The organism is Paraburkholderia guartelaensis, from assembly GCF_004353905.1.
Classification (GTDB): Bacteria; Pseudomonadota; Gammaproteobacteria; order Burkholderiales; family Burkholderiaceae; genus Paraburkholderia; species Paraburkholderia guartelaensis.
In genome coordinates, this window is sequence record NZ_SMOD01000017.1 from 130,657 (window position 1) to 147,992 (window position 17,336).

Annotated in this window: 12 protein-coding genes; 4 read left to right on the plus strand and 8 right to left on the minus strand. The window is 65.4% G+C overall.

Going from position 1 to position 17,336, the window contains the following annotated elements:
• Positions 1-16: 16 nt before the first annotated feature.
• The 3 genes from E1N52_RS22645 to E1N52_RS22655 form a co-directional block, all read right to left on the minus strand.
• Positions 17-1,336, minus strand: coding sequence for an MFS transporter (locus tag E1N52_RS22645; RefSeq protein WP_205965653.1), 1,320 nt, complete (start codon positions 1,334-1,336; stop codon positions 17-19).
• Positions 1,337-1,474: 138 nt separating this feature from the next.
• Positions 1,475-3,112 (minus strand): GMC family oxidoreductase, encoded by a 1,638-nt coding sequence (locus E1N52_RS22650; RefSeq protein ID WP_133184963.1) that lies wholly within the window; start codon positions 3,110-3,112, stop codon positions 1,475-1,477.
• A 197-nt stretch (positions 3,113-3,309) separates the two neighbouring features.
• Positions 3,310-4,173 (minus strand): IclR family transcriptional regulator, encoded by an 864-nt coding sequence (locus tag E1N52_RS22655; RefSeq protein ID WP_133184964.1) that lies wholly within the window; start codon positions 4,171-4,173, stop codon positions 3,310-3,312.
• Positions 4,174-4,505: 332 nt separating this feature from the next.
• Between E1N52_RS22655 and E1N52_RS22660 the strand changes: the two genes are divergently transcribed.
• The 4 genes from E1N52_RS22660 to E1N52_RS22675 all read left to right on the plus strand — a co-directional run bounded on the left by E1N52_RS22660 (position 4,506) and on the right by E1N52_RS22675 (position 10,858).
• A complete protein-coding gene (locus E1N52_RS22660; RefSeq protein WP_133184965.1) occupies positions 4,506-5,921 on the plus strand; it encodes an NAD(P)/FAD-dependent oxidoreductase in 1,416 nt (471 codons plus the stop codon).
• 703 nt (positions 5,922-6,624) lie between these two features.
• Positions 6,625-8,094 (plus strand): amino acid permease, encoded by a 1,470-nt coding sequence (locus E1N52_RS22665; RefSeq protein WP_246089175.1) that lies wholly within the window; start codon positions 6,625-6,627, stop codon positions 8,092-8,094.
• A 41-nt stretch (positions 8,095-8,135) separates the two neighbouring features.
• A complete protein-coding gene (locus E1N52_RS22670; RefSeq protein ID WP_165979427.1) occupies positions 8,136-9,134 on the plus strand; it encodes an AAA family ATPase in 999 nt (332 codons plus the stop codon).
• Complete coding sequence (locus E1N52_RS22675) at positions 9,131-10,858, plus strand: cobaltochelatase CobT-related protein (protein ID WP_165979428.1); 1,728 nt, start codon at positions 9,131-9,133, stop codon at positions 10,856-10,858. Before E1N52_RS22670 ends, E1N52_RS22675 begins: the two co-directional genes overlap by 4 nt.
• A gap of 60 nt (positions 10,859-10,918) precedes the next feature.
• Here E1N52_RS22675 and E1N52_RS22680 read toward each other — a convergent pair whose 3' ends face one another.
• The 5 genes from E1N52_RS22680 to pdxR all read right to left on the minus strand — a co-directional run bounded on the left by E1N52_RS22680 (position 10,919) and on the right by pdxR (position 16,990).
• On the minus strand, positions 10,919-11,680 hold the full coding sequence (locus E1N52_RS22680; RefSeq protein ID WP_133184966.1) for a sulfite exporter TauE/SafE family protein: 762 nt from the start codon (positions 11,678-11,680) through the stop codon (positions 10,919-10,921).
• Complete coding sequence (gene pta, locus E1N52_RS22685) at positions 11,677-12,717, minus strand: phosphate acetyltransferase (RefSeq protein ID WP_133184967.1); 1,041 nt, start codon at positions 12,715-12,717, stop codon at positions 11,677-11,679. Before pta ends, E1N52_RS22680 begins: the two co-directional genes overlap by 4 nt.
• Before the next feature lie 165 nt (positions 12,718-12,882).
• Positions 12,883-14,694, minus strand: a complete 1,812-nt coding sequence (xsc, locus tag E1N52_RS22690; RefSeq protein ID WP_133184968.1) for a sulfoacetaldehyde acetyltransferase — start codon at positions 14,692-14,694, stop codon at positions 12,883-12,885.
• A 165-nt stretch (positions 14,695-14,859) separates the two neighbouring features.
• Entirely contained in the window at positions 14,860-15,264 is a 405-nt protein-coding gene (locus E1N52_RS22695; RefSeq protein ID WP_133184969.1) for a nuclear transport factor 2 family protein, read from the minus strand.
• A 151-nt stretch (positions 15,265-15,415) separates the two neighbouring features.
• The gene (gene pdxR, locus E1N52_RS22700) at positions 15,416-16,990 is read right to left on the minus strand and encodes a MocR-like pyridoxine biosynthesis transcription factor PdxR (RefSeq protein ID WP_133184970.1); all 1,575 of its coding nucleotides are present in this window, start codon (positions 16,988-16,990) and stop codon (positions 15,416-15,418) included.
• Positions 16,991-17,336: the final 346 nt, after the last annotated feature.

Below are 17,336 nucleotides of genomic sequence, written 5' to 3' on the forward strand. Positions count from 1 at the left end.
CAGCGCGGGGAACCGTTCACCGCACCCCACTCATGGCAAGATGCCGCGTGTGATGGCGGCGGCCCACCCAGGCGGCCGAAAGTGCGCTCACGAGACCCGCGAACATCGTGTAGAGGCAGATGAGCCACGGATCGCCGCCGTTGCGCTGCAAGAGCCAGGTCGCGATGATCGGGCTGATGCCGCTCGCGAAGATGCCCGAGAACTGATAGACGAACGAGATGCCGGAGTAGCGCACGTTGGCGTCGAACAGCTCCGCGAAGAGCGCGGCTTCGGGCCCGTAGACCGAAGCATAAATGACGCCTAGCGGAATGATCACGGCGATCCATACGAACACCGGTGAGCCGCCGCTGTGCTTCATGAGCCAGAAGCCGAAGAACGACGACAAGCCCGTGAAGAGCGAGCCCCAGAAGTAGATGCGCGTCCTGCCGACGCGGTCCGAAAGACGGCCGAAAAACGGAATCGTGAAGATCATCGTGAAAGCGGCGGCCATCACGGCGAGCAGGGCGTCGGTGCGCGAGAGCTTGAGCGTCTGCGTGAGATAGGCGATCGTGAAAACGGCGAAGACGTTGAAGAACACCCCGTCGATGAAGCGTGCGCCCATGCCGGCAAGCACGTTGCCGGGATAGCGGGAGAGCACCTCGGCGATCGGCACGCGGACTTCGGCGCCCTGTTGCTTCACGCGTTCGAACTCGGGTGTTTCCAGCACACGCAGGCGAATATACATACCGATCGCCACCAGCGCGAAGGAAAGAAAGAACGCCACGCGCCAGCCCCAGGCGAGAAACTGCGCATTGCTGAGCACGGACGAAAGCAGGGCGACCACGCCCGACGCGAGGCAGAGCCCGATCGCGAGGCCGATCTGGGGAATGCTCGCATAGAGGCCGCGCTTGCCTTCGGGCGCGTATTCGAATGACATCAGCACGGCGCCGCCCCATTCGCCGCCGAGGCCCAGACCCTGCGCAACGCGCAGGACGAGCAGCAGCGCGGGCGCCCACAGGCCGATCTGCGCGTAGGTCGGCACGGTGCCGATCAGCACGGTGGCGACGCCCATGATCGAGAGCGTCATGATCAGCATGCTTTTGCGGCCGAGCCGGTCGCCGAAGTGACCGAACACGATGCCGCCGAGCGGACGGCTCAGGAAACCCACCGCGAAGGTGCCGTAGGCGAGCATCGTCGAGATGAGCGGATCGCCGCTCGGGAAATAAAGCTTGTTGAAGACGATGCCGGCGACGACGCCGTAGAGGAAGAAGTCGTACCACTCGATGGTCGCGCCGATCAGGCTCGCGACCACCACGCGCCTCATCTGCCTGGCGTCGGTGCGGGGCAATGCGTTCATGGCTGTCTCCTTTTTGGGGCGCACTTTGTGCGGTGCGGTTCCTTGAAAAGCAGGTTTTTTCGTCAGGTATCCTTTATTTACTGCGTGTCGTTTCGGTGCTGCATGGACTACTTGCTTGAGCCCCTGGATGTGGTGACTTCAGGGGTGGGCCTCGGCATGCTCCCGCTGCGGCTCGGTGAGGCTCGCATGGTCCTCGAGAATCATGTCGGCGGCTTTCTCCGCGATCATGATCACGGGGGCGTTGGTGTTGCCGGAAACAAGCTCGGGCATGATCGACGCATCGACGACGCGCAGCGCCGCGAGGCCATGCACGCGCAGGCGATCGTCGACGACCGCGGTCGCGTCGCGGCCCATCTTGCAGGTGCCCGCGGGGTGATAGATGGACTGGCTGAACTGGCGCGCCGCATCCAGCAATTCGGCATCGCTCTGATACCGCTCGCCGGGCACGAACTCGGACACGATGTGCGGCGCAAGCGCCGGCGCGGCAGCAATGCGGCGCGCCACGCGAATGCCGCCGATCACGACGGGATGGTCGCGCGGATCGGACAGATAGTTGGCGCGAATGGCGGGGTACTGGAGCGGGTCGGTGGAGCGGATTTCCACGTTGCCGCGACTATGGGGCCGCAGCTGGCAGACGGACGCCGTGAATGCCGAGAACGGATGCGCGCCCTGGCCGGGCTTGTCGGCGCTCAGCGGTTGCATGTGAAACTGGATGTCGGGGCGTTCGACCGCGGGGCTCGATCGCGTGAAGATCGCCACCTGGCTGGCCGCCAGCGTGAGCGGCCCGGTGCGCCAGAGCGCGTATTGCAAGCCGATCAACGCCTTGCGCAACGGATGGTTGACCTCGTCGTTGAGCGTGCGTTCGCGCGTGCGGAACACGAGCCGTACCTGAAGATGATCCTGCAGGTTCTGGCCGACGCCCGGCAAGTCGTGCAGCACAGCAACGCCTGCGTTGCGCAACACGTGCGCGGGGCCCACTCCGGAGTGCTGAAGAATGTGCGGCGAACCGATCGCACCCGAAGCGAGAATGACCTCGACGCGCGCCCGTGCAGTCTTCTTCACCCCGTCCTGCAGATACTCCACGCCGACCGCGCGGCGCCCTTCGAACAGGATCCGGCACGCCTGCGCCCGTGTTTCCACGATCAGATTGCTGCGTTTGCGCGCGGGTTTGAGAAAGCCTTTCGCGGTGCTCCAGCGAAAGCCGTTATAGGCCGTCTGCTGAAAGTAGCCGACCCCTTCCTGGACCGCGCCGTTGTAGTCCTCATTGAGCGGGATACCGATTTCCTGTGCGGCGGCGATGAAATGGTCGGCAATGGGCCGGCGCAAGCGCAGGTCGGAGACCTTCAGCGGTCCGCCTACGCCGTGCCACGCGTTCGCGCCGCGCTCCTGATCCTCGGACTTCCTGAAATACGGGAGGACGTCGGCATAACTCCAGCCGCGATTGCCGAGCGCCGCCCATCGATCGTAGTCCTCACGCTGCCCACGCACGTAGAGCAGGCCGTTGAGCGAACTGGAGCCGCCGAGCACCTTGCCGCGCGGCCAGTCGATCTGCCGGCCGGCCACGCCTTCGTCCGGCTCGGTGCGATAGCACCAGTCGAGCGCGGGGTTGTGCATGGTCTTGAAGTACCCGACCGGGACGTGGATCCACGGATTGTTGTCCTCGCCTCCCGCTTCGAGCAGCAGCACGGCGTTGCGCGCGTCGGCACTGAGCCGGTGGGCAAGCACGCAACCGGCCGATCCGGCGCCGACGATCAGGTAGTCGACCTCATGGTCCATGAATCCCGTCTCCTCGAAATCCAGGGGCGGCATGACGCGCCGCGTTTTCGGATCAATGTCGGGGAAGGGGATGCCGACCGCAAGCGGCGATCGTACACACGGGCCGGAAGTGAAACGGAAACTGCCGAAACGGAATCAGAAAGCCACAGCGAAGCGCGCTCGTTTTGCCGCCGAAGCGGCGACGCGCCGGGGCCCGCTCAGGCGAGCGAGAGCCCCTGGAGCAGCGGCGCGAGTCTGCTCGCCGTTTGCTTCATGCGGCCCACCGACTCCAGCAGTTCCTCGAGGGTCGCGCGCGCGGTCGGCGCATGCACGGCGAGCGCGGCAAGCACGCGTTTGCTGGCGGGGTCGCGCACGGGCACCGCAATCGCCACCATGCCGCGCACGAACTCTTCGTTGTCGATGCCGATGCCGCGCACCGCGAGCTGCTCAAGCTCGGCCGCGAGCGCCTTGGGGGCGGTCAGGGTGCGGTGCGTCATCTTCGTCAGCACGAGGCGTTCGAGCAGCGCATTGCGCTCGAGGACGCTCATCTGCGAGAGAAAGAGCTTGCCGCTCGCGGTGCAGTGCAGCGGAACGTGCATGCCCGGACGCATCTCCATGCGCAACGGCTCCGTCGTCTCGACGCGCTCGATATAGAGCACGCGGTCGCCGTCGAGCGCGGTGAGATTGCAGGTTTCGCCGAGCGACTCCACGAGTGTGCGCAGCAGCACGCGGCACGAGCGCGTGAAGGTGTTGTTGGCGAGCGTGGCGAGCGCGAGCTGCGCCGCGCGCGGGCCCAGCGCAATGCTGCGGTCGTGCCCACGCGAATCGGGCATGTGGATCACGTAGCCGCGCGCTTCCAGCGAATCGATGAGCCGCAGCAGCGTCGCCTTGGGAATGTGCAGCCGGGCGGACAACTGCGAAAGCGTATAGGGCTGGCCCGCGGACGCCAGTTGCTCCAGCACCACGAGCGCGCGCAGCACGCGGGCGTCGTCCGCCGACGACTCTTCACGCAGCGCGGGGGCGTGGTCTTGCGCCCTGATTTGCGGTGGGGTTTGCGTCGTCTCTCGCGCTGTGTCGCGCATCGGTCTCCTCCAGAAGGGCGTGGAAATGAAACGAATTGTTCGAGTTTCCGGGCTTTTTTCAGTATGAGCGCAAAGTTCGCGGCGTTACGTAGCGGATTACCCCGATATGTCATGCGAATGATTCCCGGGCTGTACCAGGCCGCTGTACCAGGCGATAACGGGCCACTGGCTCTACCTGTGCAATTCTGGTCTGCCTAGAATTTTTCCCAACAGAGCGCCAAAGAACGACGACAGCTTTGCAAGGAGACAGGCATGACGAACAGGCAGTCGGCAGGAACCGCTCTCGGAGCGGAGCGTGCAAGCGTCTTCACGAAGCCTGTGGAGCAATGATCATGGGATACAGCACAGTCGATCCCGCCGCCGCTGGCTTTGCCGCGAGCGATACCGGCTCCACGAAGTACGACCCCAAGTACGATCCGCTCGTCTCGCCGGGCCCGGGCGTCGGCAAGGATTACGCGCCGACCTACTGGGTCGCGACGGCGGGGAGCCCGCCTCCCGACGACGGCCCCGTCACGAGGGATCTCGACGTGGATGTCGCGATCATCGGTGCGGGCTACACGGGGCTCGCCACGGCGCTCTGCCTCGCACGCGAGCATGGCATCAAGGCCGTGGTGCTGGAGGCGAACCGCACGAGCTGGGGCTGCAGCAGCCGCAATGGCGGACAGGGGCAGAACGCCTCGGGCCGACTCTCGCGCTCGCAATGGATCGAGCGCTGGGGCAAGGATGTCGCCCTCAAAATGCACGACGAGATCCAGCAGGGCTTCGATCATTTCAAGGAACTCGTTGCCGAGATCGATTGCGATCCACAGCCGGGCGGTCACTTCCTGATCGCGCACCGGCCGCGCATCATGGCGAAGCTCGCCGCCGAGGCGAAGGTCTGGAAGGACGTATTCGGCTACCCGTCTGAGCTATTGAGCGCGCAGACGTTTCGCCGCGAATTCGTCGACGACCACGAAGCGGCCGGCGCGCTGCACGAGCCCGAAGGGATCGGCATTCACGCGCTGAAGCTCGCGTTCGGTTATCTGCGCCTCGCACGCGCCGCTGGTGCGAAGGTCCACACGAGCAGCCCGGTGATGGGATGGGAGACCATCAACGGCGTGCATCACTTGCGCACGCCGGGCGGCATCGTGCGGGCGCGAGCGGTGGGCATCGCGACCGGTGCGTACACGGCGCAGACGCTGCATCCCACGCTGCGCAGCAAGGTCATGCCGATTCTCTCTAACTCGATGGTTACGCGTCCGCTTACCGAAGCCGAGATTGCCGCGTGCGGCTTTCGGACGACTCAGGTGCTCACGGATACGCGCACGCTGCGTTTTTACTATCGGTTCTTGCCCGATGGGCGATTGCAGATGGGTAGCCGTAGCGCGATTACCGGTGAGGATGCGCCCAATCCGCGGCATCTCGATCTGCTCAAGGAGGGGATGGCGCGCAAGTTTCCGGCGCTGCGTGGCGTACAGATCGATTATTCGTGGTGGGGGTGGGTGGATGTGAGCCACGACATGATGCCTCGGGTTTGTCAGCCCGATCCGCGGCAATCGGTGTTTTACGCACTTGGCTATGGGGGGAATGGCGTGTCTTATTCTCAGCAGGCTGGGAGGCGGCTTGCTGAGCGTATCGCTGGTAAGGGTGAACAGCTTACGCTGCCGATTTTTACCACCCCACTGCCTGGGCATCCGTTTTCGCCCTTCCGGCGGATCGGGCAGAGGATGCTTTATTTGCAGTATTTCAGGCGGGATGAGAAGGCTTGAGGTTTGGGTTTGGGTTTGGGTTTCGGTTTTGGGTTTTCTTGTGTTCGCGTCGGTCTGCCTGGGTTGCCCCTGTGCGGGGCGGCACCTACTTTCTTTGTCCCCCAAGGGGACTTCCTTCGGGGCGCACGGCAAAGAAAGTAGGCAAAGAAAGCCGCTCAAACCGCCAGCGCCCGCCACAGTTCACATCGCGCCGCTAACGGTTAATGGCTCCGGAGCGTCTGTCACCTTGCACCTTCAAAGGTAGTGACAAGGCGCTCATCCTTCCGGCGGCGCTACGCGCGCCGAAGGGCATAACCCAAAACCATTGGGGCACGTGAGTTCGCGCAATGCTCACGCGTGCCCCCTGGTTTCCCTTGCAGACCCAACCGCAGCGAGCGTAGCGAGCAGCGGGATGAATGACTGCCTTGTCACTGACATTGAAGGTGCGAGGTGACAGATGCTCCGGAGCCATTCACGAAGAATGGCGCGAGGTGAACTGTGGCAGGCATTAGCGGTTTGAGCGGCTTTCTTTGCCTACTTTCTTTGCCGTGCGCCCCGAAGGAAGTCCCCTTGGGGGACAAAGAAAGTAGGTGCCGCCCCGCACAGGGGCAACGCTGGCATACCGACGCGAAAACAAGAAAACCCGTAAAAACCCAAAACAAACAAAAAAAGCGCCACCCAAAAAGGCGCACTGAAATCCGAATCCAATATCTGTGGAGGTGACATGCAACCCCCGAAGGACAACCAGGAACTGAAGTGTGGCCTCAAGCAGCGCCACATGACGATGATCGCGCTAGGCGGCGTGATCGGCGCCGGTCTCTTTGTCGGCAGCGGCGTCGTGATCCAGCAGACAGGCCCAGCCGCCGTGCTCTCATTCCTCATCACCGGCGGCCTCGTCGTGCTGGTCATGCGCATGCTCGGCGAAATGGCCTGCGCCATGCCCGCAGTCGGTTCGTTCTACGAATATGCACGCCTCGCCTTCGCCACCTGGCGCGGACCGGGCAAGCTGGCCGGCTTCCTCACTGGCTGGATGTACTGGTACTTCTGGGTAATCGTGGTCGCCGTCGAGGCAGTGGCGGGCGCCAAGCTCGTCCAGTTCTGGCTACCCGACGCGCCCGCGTGGCTCATCAGCCTCGTGTTGCTCGTGCTCCTGAGCGCAACGAACCTGATTTCGGTCGGCAGCTACGGCGAATTCGAGTTCTGGTTCTCCTCGATCAAGGTCGCGGCGATCATCGTTTTCCTCTTTCTCGGCGGCCTCTATGTCCTTGGATTGTGGCCATCGTCGCTGCATACGACCGCCGTTTTTCCGACGCTGCTCGGCCACGGCGGCCTCATGCCAAAGGGCATCGGGCCAGTGTTGAGCGGCGCCGTCGCGGCAACGGGTTTCTACTTCGGCGCGGAGATCGTCACGATCGCAGCGGCCGAAGCGCGCGAGCCCGCCAAGGCCGTCGCGAAGGCCACGAACTCGGTCATCACGCGCGTACTCGTGTTCTACGTGGGTTCCGTGCTGCTCGTGGTCGCGCTCGTGCCGTGGAATTCGCCGGCCATGTCGACGCCCTATGTGAGCGCGCTTCAGGTGATGGGCTTGCCGGCCGCCGCGAACATCATGAACGCGATCGTGCTGACCGCGGTGCTCTCCGCGCTCAACTCGGGGCTTTATGCGGCCTCGCGCATGCTGTTCGCGCTGACCCGCCACGGCGACGCACCGGCGGTCCTCGCGAAAGTCAACCGCCGCGGTGTGCCGGTGCGCGCGATCCTGCTTGGCACCGTATTCGGCTATGTGTCGGTCGTGATGTCGTACGTGTCGCCGGATACGGTGTTCGCGTTCCTCGTCAACTCGTATGGCACGGTCGCGATCTTTGTCTATCTGCTGATCGCCCTGTCGCAACTGCGTCTGCGCAAGCGCCTCGATCCGGCGGCTGTTGGCGAGTTGCGCGTGAGGATGTGGTGCTTTCCCTACCTCACGTGGGTGGCGATTACCGGCATGGTGGGTATTCTCGTGGCGATGGCGTTCATCCCCGAGCAGCGCAAGCCGCTCTGGCTCGGCGTTGCGAGCCTCGCCGTGCTGCTCGTCACCTACGCATGGCTGCAGCGCCGCGCGCGTATCCGTGAGCGTGCCCGCGACTACGCGCCGTCCTTCGCGACGTGGCCGCCCGCCGCCACGGAGTCGGGCGCGGGCCGCTTCGGCAAATGACGTCGCCTGCAAACAGTCATGAACGCGATAAGGAGAACGCGATGACCACGGAACGCGCGATGGAAGGCCCGGACCGCCTGGTGTCGGTGCGCGAGCGCTTCGGCTTCGATTCGAACCTGATGGTGCCGGCATTCAGCGAGCGCGACGCCCACGTGCCCGACGTCGATGATGCTTATCGCTTCAACCCCGAAGTCACGCTCGCGATACTCGCCGGCTTTACGCGCAACCGGCGGGTGATGGTGCAGGGGCTGCACGGCACGGGCAAGTCCACGCACATCGAACAGGTCGCCGCGCGCCTGAACTGGCCCTGCGTGCGCGTGAATCTCGACGGCCATATCAGCCGGCTCGATCTCGTCGGCAAGGACGCCATCGTGGTGCGCGACGGCCGCCAGGTCACGGAGTTCCAGGAGGGCATCGTGCCGTGGGCGCTGCAGCGTCCGGTCGCGCTGATCTTCGACGAATACGATGCGGGCCGCCCCGACGTGATGTTCGTGATCCAGCGCATTCTCGAGCGCGACGGCAGCTTCACGCTGCTCGACCAGAATCGCGTGATCCGCCCGCACGCCCACTTCCGCCTCTTCGCGACCACCAATACGATCGGCCTCGGCAATCTCAACGGCCTGTATCACGGCACGCAAATGCTGAACCACGCGCAAATGGACCGCTGGAACGTGGTCGCCACGCTCAACTATCTGCCGCGTGAGGAGGAGGCCGGCATCGTGCTCGCCCGCGTGCCGGAGATGACCGACGACGCGGGCCGGCAACTCGTCGATTCGATGATCAGCATGGCGGCGATGACGCGCAAAGGGTTCGCGACCGGCGATCTTTCCACGCTGATGTCGCCGCGCACCGTGATCGACTGGGCCGAGAACTGCCAGATTTTCCGCGATCCCGCGCTGGCGTTCCGGCTCACGTTCCTGAACAAGTGCGACGAGGCGGAGCGGCCGATCGTCGCCGAGTATTACCAGCGTTGCTTTGGTGTCGAGCTGGACCCAGCGTCCACAGCGAAGGGCGGCGAACCGCGGGAGCCGCGCGCGTGAGCGCCACGCCGACGCCCGAGGCCGTGCGCACCGCGCTGCGGCGCGAGTCGCTCTGCGCGGCCGCCGTGCGCGCGCTCACCGGCGACGCCGCGCTCCATTATCGCGGTGGCCGTCTTTGCCGCGAGTCGCGGCCTCTGCCGCTCTATGCGCCGCATCTGCGCAGCAACGTCTACGAGGACGAGTTCGCCTCGCTGCGCGGCGCCGCCGACGCCGCCGCACAGCGGCTTCTCCATTCCGACGCGGCATTGCATCGCCTGCTGGCGCCCGAGGCTCCGATCGAGCGCCTGCTGTTCGAGCTGTTCGAGCAGGTGCGCTGCGAGGCGCAATTGCCGCCCGGCATGCCGGGACTCGCGCACAACCTGCGGCACCGGTTCGAAACGTGGTCGCGCGCGTATTGCCGGGCGGGCTTGACTGAAGGCCATCTCGGCATCCTGCTCTACACAGTGGCGCAAATCGCCTGGTCGCGTGTGACCGGCTGGCCCGTGCTCGACGAAACCGAGGACCTGATCGAAGCGACACGCGCCGGCATCGTGCCTGCAATCGGCGTGCAGCTTGCCGGGCTGCGCGCGACTCGCGCAGATCAACGCGCCTACGCGGCGCATGCGCGCGAACTGGCGCGCCGCGTCGCGACGATGCTCGACGACGCGCGCGCGGCACATGCAGGGGACGACTCCGACGAAGCGCGCGCACCCGACGACGCGTTGACGTCGTTCTCGCTGTGGGTCGACTTCGACGAAACGAGTGTCGAGCTGCCCGCGCTCGCGCCGACCGGCGTGAGCCGCGTGCTGGCCGAAGCGGCGAACGGCTATCGCGCATACACGACGCAGTACGACCGCGAGATCCGGCCTGCCACGCGCGTGCGCGAAGCGCTGCTGCGCGAGTATCGCGAGCGGCTTGACGAGCGCATCGCCGCGTGCGGCATCAACGTCGCGCGCCTGGCGCGCGCGCTGCAGATGGCGATTGCGGTGCCGCAGCGCGATGGCTGGCTTTTCGGTGAAGAGGACGGCCGCATCGACGGTAGACGCCTCGCGCAAGTTGTCAGCTCGCCCGCCGAGCGGCGCGTATTCAGGCGCGAGCGATACGAGCCGCGCAGCGATTGCGTGGTGGGCCTCCTGATCGATTGCTCGGGGTCGATGAAGGCGCATATCGAGCCCGTCGCGATGATGGTCGATCTGCTCGCCCGCGCATGCGAGCAGGCGGGAATCGCGACCGAGGTGCTCGGCTTCACGACACTCGCCTGGAACGGCGGCCGCGCGCGTGCGGACTGGCTCGGGGGCGGGCGGCCGCCGCATCCGGGGCGCCTGAACGAGACCTGCCACATGGTCTTCAAGTCCGCCGACGAGAGCTGGCGGCGCGCTCGCCCGGCCATCGCCGCGCTGCTCAAGTCGGACCTGTTTCGCGAGGGCGTGGACGGGGAGGCCGTGGAATGGGCATGCGCGCGGCTCGCGGGCCGCACCGAGGCGCGGCGCATTCTCGTCGTGATTTCGGACGGCAGCCCGATGGACACGGCCACGGCGCAGACGAATGACGCCTTCTATCTCGACAATCACCTGAAGGAGGTGGTCGCACGCCACGAGGCAATGCGCGACGTCGACGTGATCGGGCTAGGCGTCGGGCTGGACCTCAGTCCGTACTACCGGCATTGCGTCGCGCTCGACTCCGGCGAGCCTCTGGACATGAAGCGGCTGATCGGTCTCGCGCAATGGATCGGGGCGCCGCGTTAGCGCGATGGGGGCGGCCTGCGCGCGGTTATCGATTCCTGCGCGGGCCATCCCCAGCTCACATCACACCATCAACTCTTTCACCGCACACAGCACGAGCGAGGCTCCGATGATCATCAGCACGCCGAACGCCAGCCTGCGCATCGCGATGGAAGACAGCGGCGGCGGGTAGTGGCGCGCCGCGAGCGTCATCAGCATCACGACCGGCGCGGCGAGCGCGGCCTCGATGCAGATCGAAGCGGGAAGCTCGCCCTCCCAGGCGCTGAACATCACGCGCACAAGCGACGTGACTGTGAAGAGCAGGATCAGCGCGCAGCGAATCTCGATCAGCTTGAGCGGCTGGCGATAGAACTGGAAGATGAGCGGCGGCCCGGACACGCCGAACATGCCGCTCAGGAGGCCGCCGAATATGCCGCTCACGAAAAAGCTGCGGTCGCCTGAGCGTTGCGCGAGCGGCACGGGCCGCAGCGCGGCGCTCAGGCCTCCATACAGCACGACGGCGCCGAGCAGCAATTGCAGCATGCCGGAGGCCGACGCGCTCAGGTAGTCGAGCACCATCACGCCGACCACGACCGAAGGCAGTACACCGAGCGTCGCGGCGCCCACGGCCCGCCAGTCGATATGGTGGAGCTTGCCGGGCAGCGCCGCCGCGCTGTTCGCGAGCGTAACGAGGCTCAGCAGGGTGGCGATGCTTGCGAGCGGCGCGAGGCTGAAGCCGCTCGTGGCGCCCATGACGATCATGCTGAGGCCAAAGCCCGTGATCGTCTGAAAATAACTGGCTGCGCCGATCACGGCGATCAGGACCAGGACCTTCTCATGCGTCATGCTGCGTGGGGTTCCTTCGAGTGAGTGACGTCGCGTTGGCGGGCCGTCTGCGCCTGGACCGCCGTGGTGGCGATCACGTAATAGATATCTTCGGGGCAGCAGCCGCGCGAAAGATCGTTGGCGGGCCGGTTCAGGCCCTGCATCAGCGGGCCGATGGCCTTCGCGCCGCCAAGACGCTCGGCGAGCTTGTAGCCGATATTGCCCGCATCGAGATTCGGAAAGACCAGCACGTTCGCGTGACCGCCGCACTGCGAATGCTCGATTTTGCGCTCGGCGATCTCCGCGACGAGCGCCGCGTCGAGCTGCACGTCGCCGTCCACGCAGAGGGCGGGGCGCTGCTCGTGCACGCGCCGCGTCGCCTCGATCACCTTGTCCACGTTCGCATGGTGGGCGCTGCCGCTCGTCGAGAACGACAGCATCGCGACGCGCGGCTCTTCCATCAGCAGGCTGCGCGCGCTGTCGGCGGCGGCCATGGCGATCTCGGCGAGCTGAACGGCGTCGGGGTCCACCACGAGCGCGCAGTCGGAAAAGATCAGGCCGCCTTTGTAGCGATGAAACGGCTCGCACAGCATCATCAGGAAGAAGCTCGACACGAGCTTGAACGACGGCTCGACGCCGATCAGTTGGATGGCCGTGCGCACCACGTCGGCGCTCGTGTGAACGGCGCCGGCCACCGAACCGTCCGCGTGGCCGAGACGCACCATCAGGTTGGCAAAGACGAGCGGTTTCGCGGCCTCCTCCCAAGCGAGCGCGGGTGTCATGCCCTTGGCACCGCGCAGCGTGACCAGTTCGTCGGCGAAGGCCGTGCGCCATGGGCTCTTTTGCGGATCGATCAGCGTGATCTCGCCGAGATCGACCGACTCGCGCGTGGCGGCCGCGCGGATTGCGCCCGGGTCGCCGAGGAGCATGATGCGCGCAATGCCCTCCTGTTGCGCCCGCGCCGCGGCGGCTAGCACGCGTGGGTCATCGGCTTCGCACAGCACGATGCGCATGGGCGCGAGGCGGGCGCTTTCGACGATACGGTTCAGGGCTTTCATGGTGTCATGGGCTCATGGACGCACAAACGGACGGACTCACGCCAGCTTCAGGCGTGTCCACACGAAAACCGGCCACAAGCGGGTGCTCCGCCTGCGGCCGGCGATCGGTTGCAGCCCGCGCGCACCTCCTTGCAACTACGGCGCGCGCGGGCTGCGGCTGGCCCTTCAGACGAAGTCCTTGTACTTGTCGAGCAGGCGCACGGGCTTCGAGAGCGCGTCGCGGCGGAACGGATCGCCCAGCTCTCGCGTGCACATGATCTCGACGATGGTCGTCTTGCCCTGGTTCATCTGCAGATCGATGGCGCGCTTGAGCGCCGGGCCCACGTCCTCCAGCTTGTCCACCACGATGCCTTCCGCGCCCATCGCCTTCGCGATGCCGGCAAAACTCGGGCTTTCCAGCTCGCCCGCCACGAAGCGGCGATCATAGAAGTCCACCTGGTTCTTCTTTTCGGCGCCCCACTGACGGTTGTGGAACACGACGGCCGTCACCGGAATGTTGTGACGCACGCAGGTGAGCGTTTCCATCAGGCTCATGCCCCAGGCGCCGTCGCCCGCATACGAGATCGCGGGGCGGTGGGGCGCGGCCACCTTCGCGCCCATGATGGTCGGGAACGCATAGCCGCAGTTGCCCCAGCTCATCGCGGCGAAGAAGCTGCGCGGCTTGTTGAAGCGCAGATAGCTGTTCGCGACGGAGTTGATATTGCCGATGTCGGTCGAGACCATGACGTCCTCGGGCATCGCCTTCTCGAGCTCGCGCAGCACCTGGCGCGGATGCAGATACTCGCCGCCGGTGGGCGTGCGCTCGTGCTTCTGCTCTTCGATCATGTCGAGGCTGTAGGCGTCACGCTCGTGCGTCCACGCGTCGAGTTCCTTTTCCCACGCGGCCTTTTCGGTGGCGATCTGGTCGGCGCGCTCTCCGCGCGAAGCGTCGCTCGCGAGGGTCCGGTTCGCAAGGCGCTCGGTCAGCGCCTGCGCCGAAGCCTTCGCATCGCCGCAAATGCCCACCGAAATCTTCTTCACGAGGCCGAGCATCTTGTGATCGGCGTCGATCTGGATGATCTTCGCGTCTTTTGGCCAGTAGTCCATACCATGTTGCGGCAGCGTGCCGAACGGTCCGAGGCGCGAGCCCAGCGCAATCACGACGTCCGCGCGCGAAATCAGCTTCATCGCGGCCTTCGATCCCTGGTAGCCGAGCGGGCCGCACCAGAGCGGATGATTCGCCGGGAACGAGTCGTTGTGGAGATAGCTGTTCACGACGGGCGCGCCGAGGCGTTCAGCGAGCGCCTTGCACTCCTCGATCGCATCGCCCATCACGACACCGCCGCCGGAGATGATGACGGGGAACTTCGCCGCGGCGATCAGATCCGCCGCTTCGTTCAGGCTTTCGTCGCCGCCGGGGCCGCGGTCGAGCCGGCGCGGCTGCGGAATCTCGGCCTTGATCTTGCCGTAGAAGTAATCACGCGGAATGTTCAGCTGGGTCGGGCCCATCTCGGACATGGCGCGGTCGAAGCAGCGCGCGGTGTACTCGGCCATGCGCGCGGGGTTCGTCACGTGGCCCTGGTACTTCGTGAACTCCTGGAACATCGGCAGCTGATTCGCTTCCTGGAAGCCCCCGAGACCGATACCCATCGTGCCGGCTTCGGGCGTGACGATCACGACGGGGCTGTGGGCCCAGTACGCCGCTGCGATGGCCGTCACGCAGTTGCTGATGCCGGGGCCGTTCTGACCGATCACGACGCCGTGGCGGCCCGACACGCGCGAGTAGCCGTCGGCCATGTGCGCCGCGCCCTGCTCGTGAACCACAGGAATGAGGCGAATGCCGGCGGGCGCGAAGATGTCCATCGCGTCCATGAACGCGGAGCCCATGATGCCGAACATGTCGGTCACGCCGTTGGCCGCGAGGGTTTCGACAAAGGCCTCGGACGGGGTCATGTCCTGCGGGCCGCTGGCCGTCTGGTTGGGGGTCTTTTCGCTCATCAACTGTCTCCGGTTATCGTTTGACGGAATGCCGTGTTTCGAATGCTATTCGGCGCCCAATGAGGGTCAAGGGATTCCGTCCTTGATGGGTGAATCTGAAATGGAATGGAACGTTTCGTTTCAAAACACTGGCGACCGATGCGCCGATGTGCCGCTGCACGCGGGTCAGGCGGGCTGCTTCGGGCGCTCCTTGCGGAACGCGCGCTTCACGGCGATCAGGCCGTCGCGGAACTCGAAGAGATCGCAGCCTTCGGCCTCGATCCGCCAGCCTTCGGCATGCGTGCCGCTGAATACCCATTCGGATACGCCGCGTTCGCCCGCGACGTAGTGGCGGCCGTTGCCCCAATGGGCGTCCGGGAACGTGCGGAAGACCGTTTCGAACGCGGCGCGCACGGCTTCACGCCCGACGAAGCGAGTGCCATACACTTCGGGGCCGCCGGCCGCGTCGAATACGCAGTCTTCGGTCATGAACCCCATCAGCGCGTCGGCGTCATGGCGATTGAAGGCGTCGGAAAAGGCGGCGAGCGTGTCGGCCGTGACGGCGGGTTGGGCGCTGAGCGTGTCTGCCATACGTGTCTCCAGTGGAAAAGCCGGTGCCGTCCGGTGCGCGAGGACTCGCGCGCGGCACGGTATATCGACACGTTAGGGTTTGCCTGCCGACGGCGGTAGCACCAGTGCGGAGCTTTCGCCTGGGCCAGCGCCCGGATATTTCCTGAGAGACTCAGGCGGGCCGCTGCTTGCGCACGACCTCGGCGAGCGCGCGCACGCCGGGTTCGATTTTCTCGAGCTTGATGGCGGAGAAGCCCATGCGGAACCATGGGCTGTGTTCGGCCTCGTCGGCGAAGAAGACGCCGCCGGGCTCGATCAGGATGCCGGCCTCGCGCGCATCGTCGGCAAGGCGCGCGGAGTCCAGCCACGCCGGCCCCTGGACCCAGCACGACGCGCCGCCGCCGATTGGCACGTAACGCACTTCGGGCAGATGGGTATCGAGCGCCGCCATCAACGCGCGGGCGCGCTCCTTGTAGGCATGCGCGAGCCGGCGCAGGAGCGCGTCGTGGTGTCCGAGCGCGAGGAACGTCGCGAACGCGCGCTGGATATAGGCCACCGGGTGCCGGACCATCAGGCGGCGCAGCGAGCGCAACTCGCGCACGAGTTCCTGCGGGCCGACCACGTAACCGAGACGCAGCCCGGGGGCGAACGTCTTCGAAAGGCTGCCGACGTAGATCACGCGATCGGCCGTGTCGAGACTCTTCAAGGCGGGATGCGGCGTGCCGGAGAAGGTGTTTTCGCTCTCGTAGTCGTCTTCGATGATGACGAAGTCGTGCTGCTGCGCGAGTTCGAGCAGCGCCTGGCGGCGCGCGATGGGCATGGTGGCCGTGGTCGGGCACTGATGGCTCGGCGTGACGAACACGTAATCGCAACGGGCGAGCGAATCGCGCTGGCGCACCGGATCGATCCCTTCGGCGTCGACGGGCAATTCGAGCAACTGCGCGTTGCGATTCACGAAAATATTGCGTGCATCGGGATATCCCGGATTCTCGAAGCCGACCGTCGTGTTCTTGCCGCAGAGCAGGTCGGCGACGAGATAGAGCGCCTGCTGGCAGCCATTCGTGATGATGATCTCCTCGGGCTTGGCGAACACGCCGCGCCGTGGCAGCACACGTGTGCGGATCTGCTGGATCAGCGACTCGTCATCGCGCTCGATCAGGTCGGGCGCCCAGTTGCGGATCTCCATGATCGAGAGCGCTTTCAGGCAGCACTCGCGCCAGTCATTGGTCGGAAAGAGCGATTGATCGAACTGCCCGTAGATGAAGGGATATGCGTAGTTCTGCCAATTGGCGGGTTTGACGATGTTGCGCTGGGCCGAGGGCGGCCGCACGATGCGCGATTTCCATGAGGGCGGGGCACGCAACCCGGCGGCATGGGGCTCGACGACGTCGGGCTGCTGCGCGCGTTGTTGCACGCGCTGCTGGACCCGTTGCTGGACGCGCTGTTGGACGGTTACGCCGTGCAGGCCCTCCAGCATCTCGGGGTTGACGAAGTGGCCGCTGCGTTCGCGCGAGACCAGAAAGCCTTCCTCCACGAGCATCTGGTAGGCGAGCACCACGGTATTGCGCGCCACGCCGAGCTGCTCGGCCAGTTCGCGGCTCGAAGGCAAGGCAGAGTCCGGCGGCAGTTGCCCGTCGAGGATGGAGGCCACCAGCATCTCGCGGATCTGGTGCTGCAGACTTGTCTTCGACTCCGGTGACCGTCGGAATTGCTGTGCCCAAAGGGCGGACGGGGTACGGGTCGGCATGCTTGCTCCTGTAATTGATGACAGCGGCGAGAGGACGTTTGAGCAACCGTATTGCAGCAAAATCGGCCAGTCAATCAACACACAATATTCAACACTGGCCGTCCAAGTCGATTAGGTAAATTTCGGAGCAACTATTTGCGACGAGCCGGTCAGCGCTGCGCTTTCGGAAGGAAACTCGATATAGACGCGCACGCCAGACCCTTGCTGCGCCGCAGCGCGACCGGCTGGCGGGCGTTGGGGCGGCGAGCACGCGGCGTGCAAATAATCGGAAGAAATCGGCTGGAGGGTGTCTGCTGCGCTTCGGGAAAGCGGAAGACGACGCTCATCCGTCGCTGGCCCCATCGGA

Coding starts and splice junctions, on each gene's coding strand:
- pdxR (WP_133184970.1), bottom strand. CDS start 16,990: ATGCCGACCCGTACCCCGTCCGCCCTTTGGGCACAGCAATTCCGACGG.
- E1N52_RS22650 (WP_133184963.1), bottom strand. CDS start 3,112: ATGGACCATGAGGTCGACTACCTGATCGTCGGCGCCGGATCGGCCGGT.
- E1N52_RS22655 (WP_133184964.1), bottom strand. CDS start 4,173: ATGCGCGACACAGCGCGAGAGACGACGCAAACCCCACCGCAAATCAGG.
- E1N52_RS22670 (WP_165979427.1), top strand. CDS start 8,136: ATGACCACGGAACGCGCGATGGAAGGCCCGGACCGCCTGGTGTCGGTG.
- E1N52_RS22660 (WP_133184965.1), top strand. CDS start 4,506: ATGGGATACAGCACAGTCGATCCCGCCGCCGCTGGCTTTGCCGCGAGC.
- E1N52_RS22645 (WP_205965653.1), bottom strand. CDS start 1,336: ATGAACGCATTGCCCCGCACCGACGCCAGGCAGATGAGGCGCGTGGTG.
- E1N52_RS22695 (WP_133184969.1), bottom strand. CDS start 15,264: ATGGCAGACACGCTCAGCGCCCAACCCGCCGTCACGGCCGACACGCTC.
- E1N52_RS22665 (WP_246089175.1), top strand. CDS start 6,625: ATGCAACCCCCGAAGGACAACCAGGAACTGAAGTGTGGCCTCAAGCAG.
- xsc (WP_133184968.1), bottom strand. CDS start 14,694: ATGAGCGAAAAGACCCCCAACCAGACGGCCAGCGGCCCGCAGGACATG.
- pta (WP_133184967.1), bottom strand. CDS start 12,717: ATGAAAGCCCTGAACCGTATCGTCGAAAGCGCCCGCCTCGCGCCCATG.
- E1N52_RS22680 (WP_133184966.1), bottom strand. CDS start 11,680: ATGACGCATGAGAAGGTCCTGGTCCTGATCGCCGTGATCGGCGCAGCC.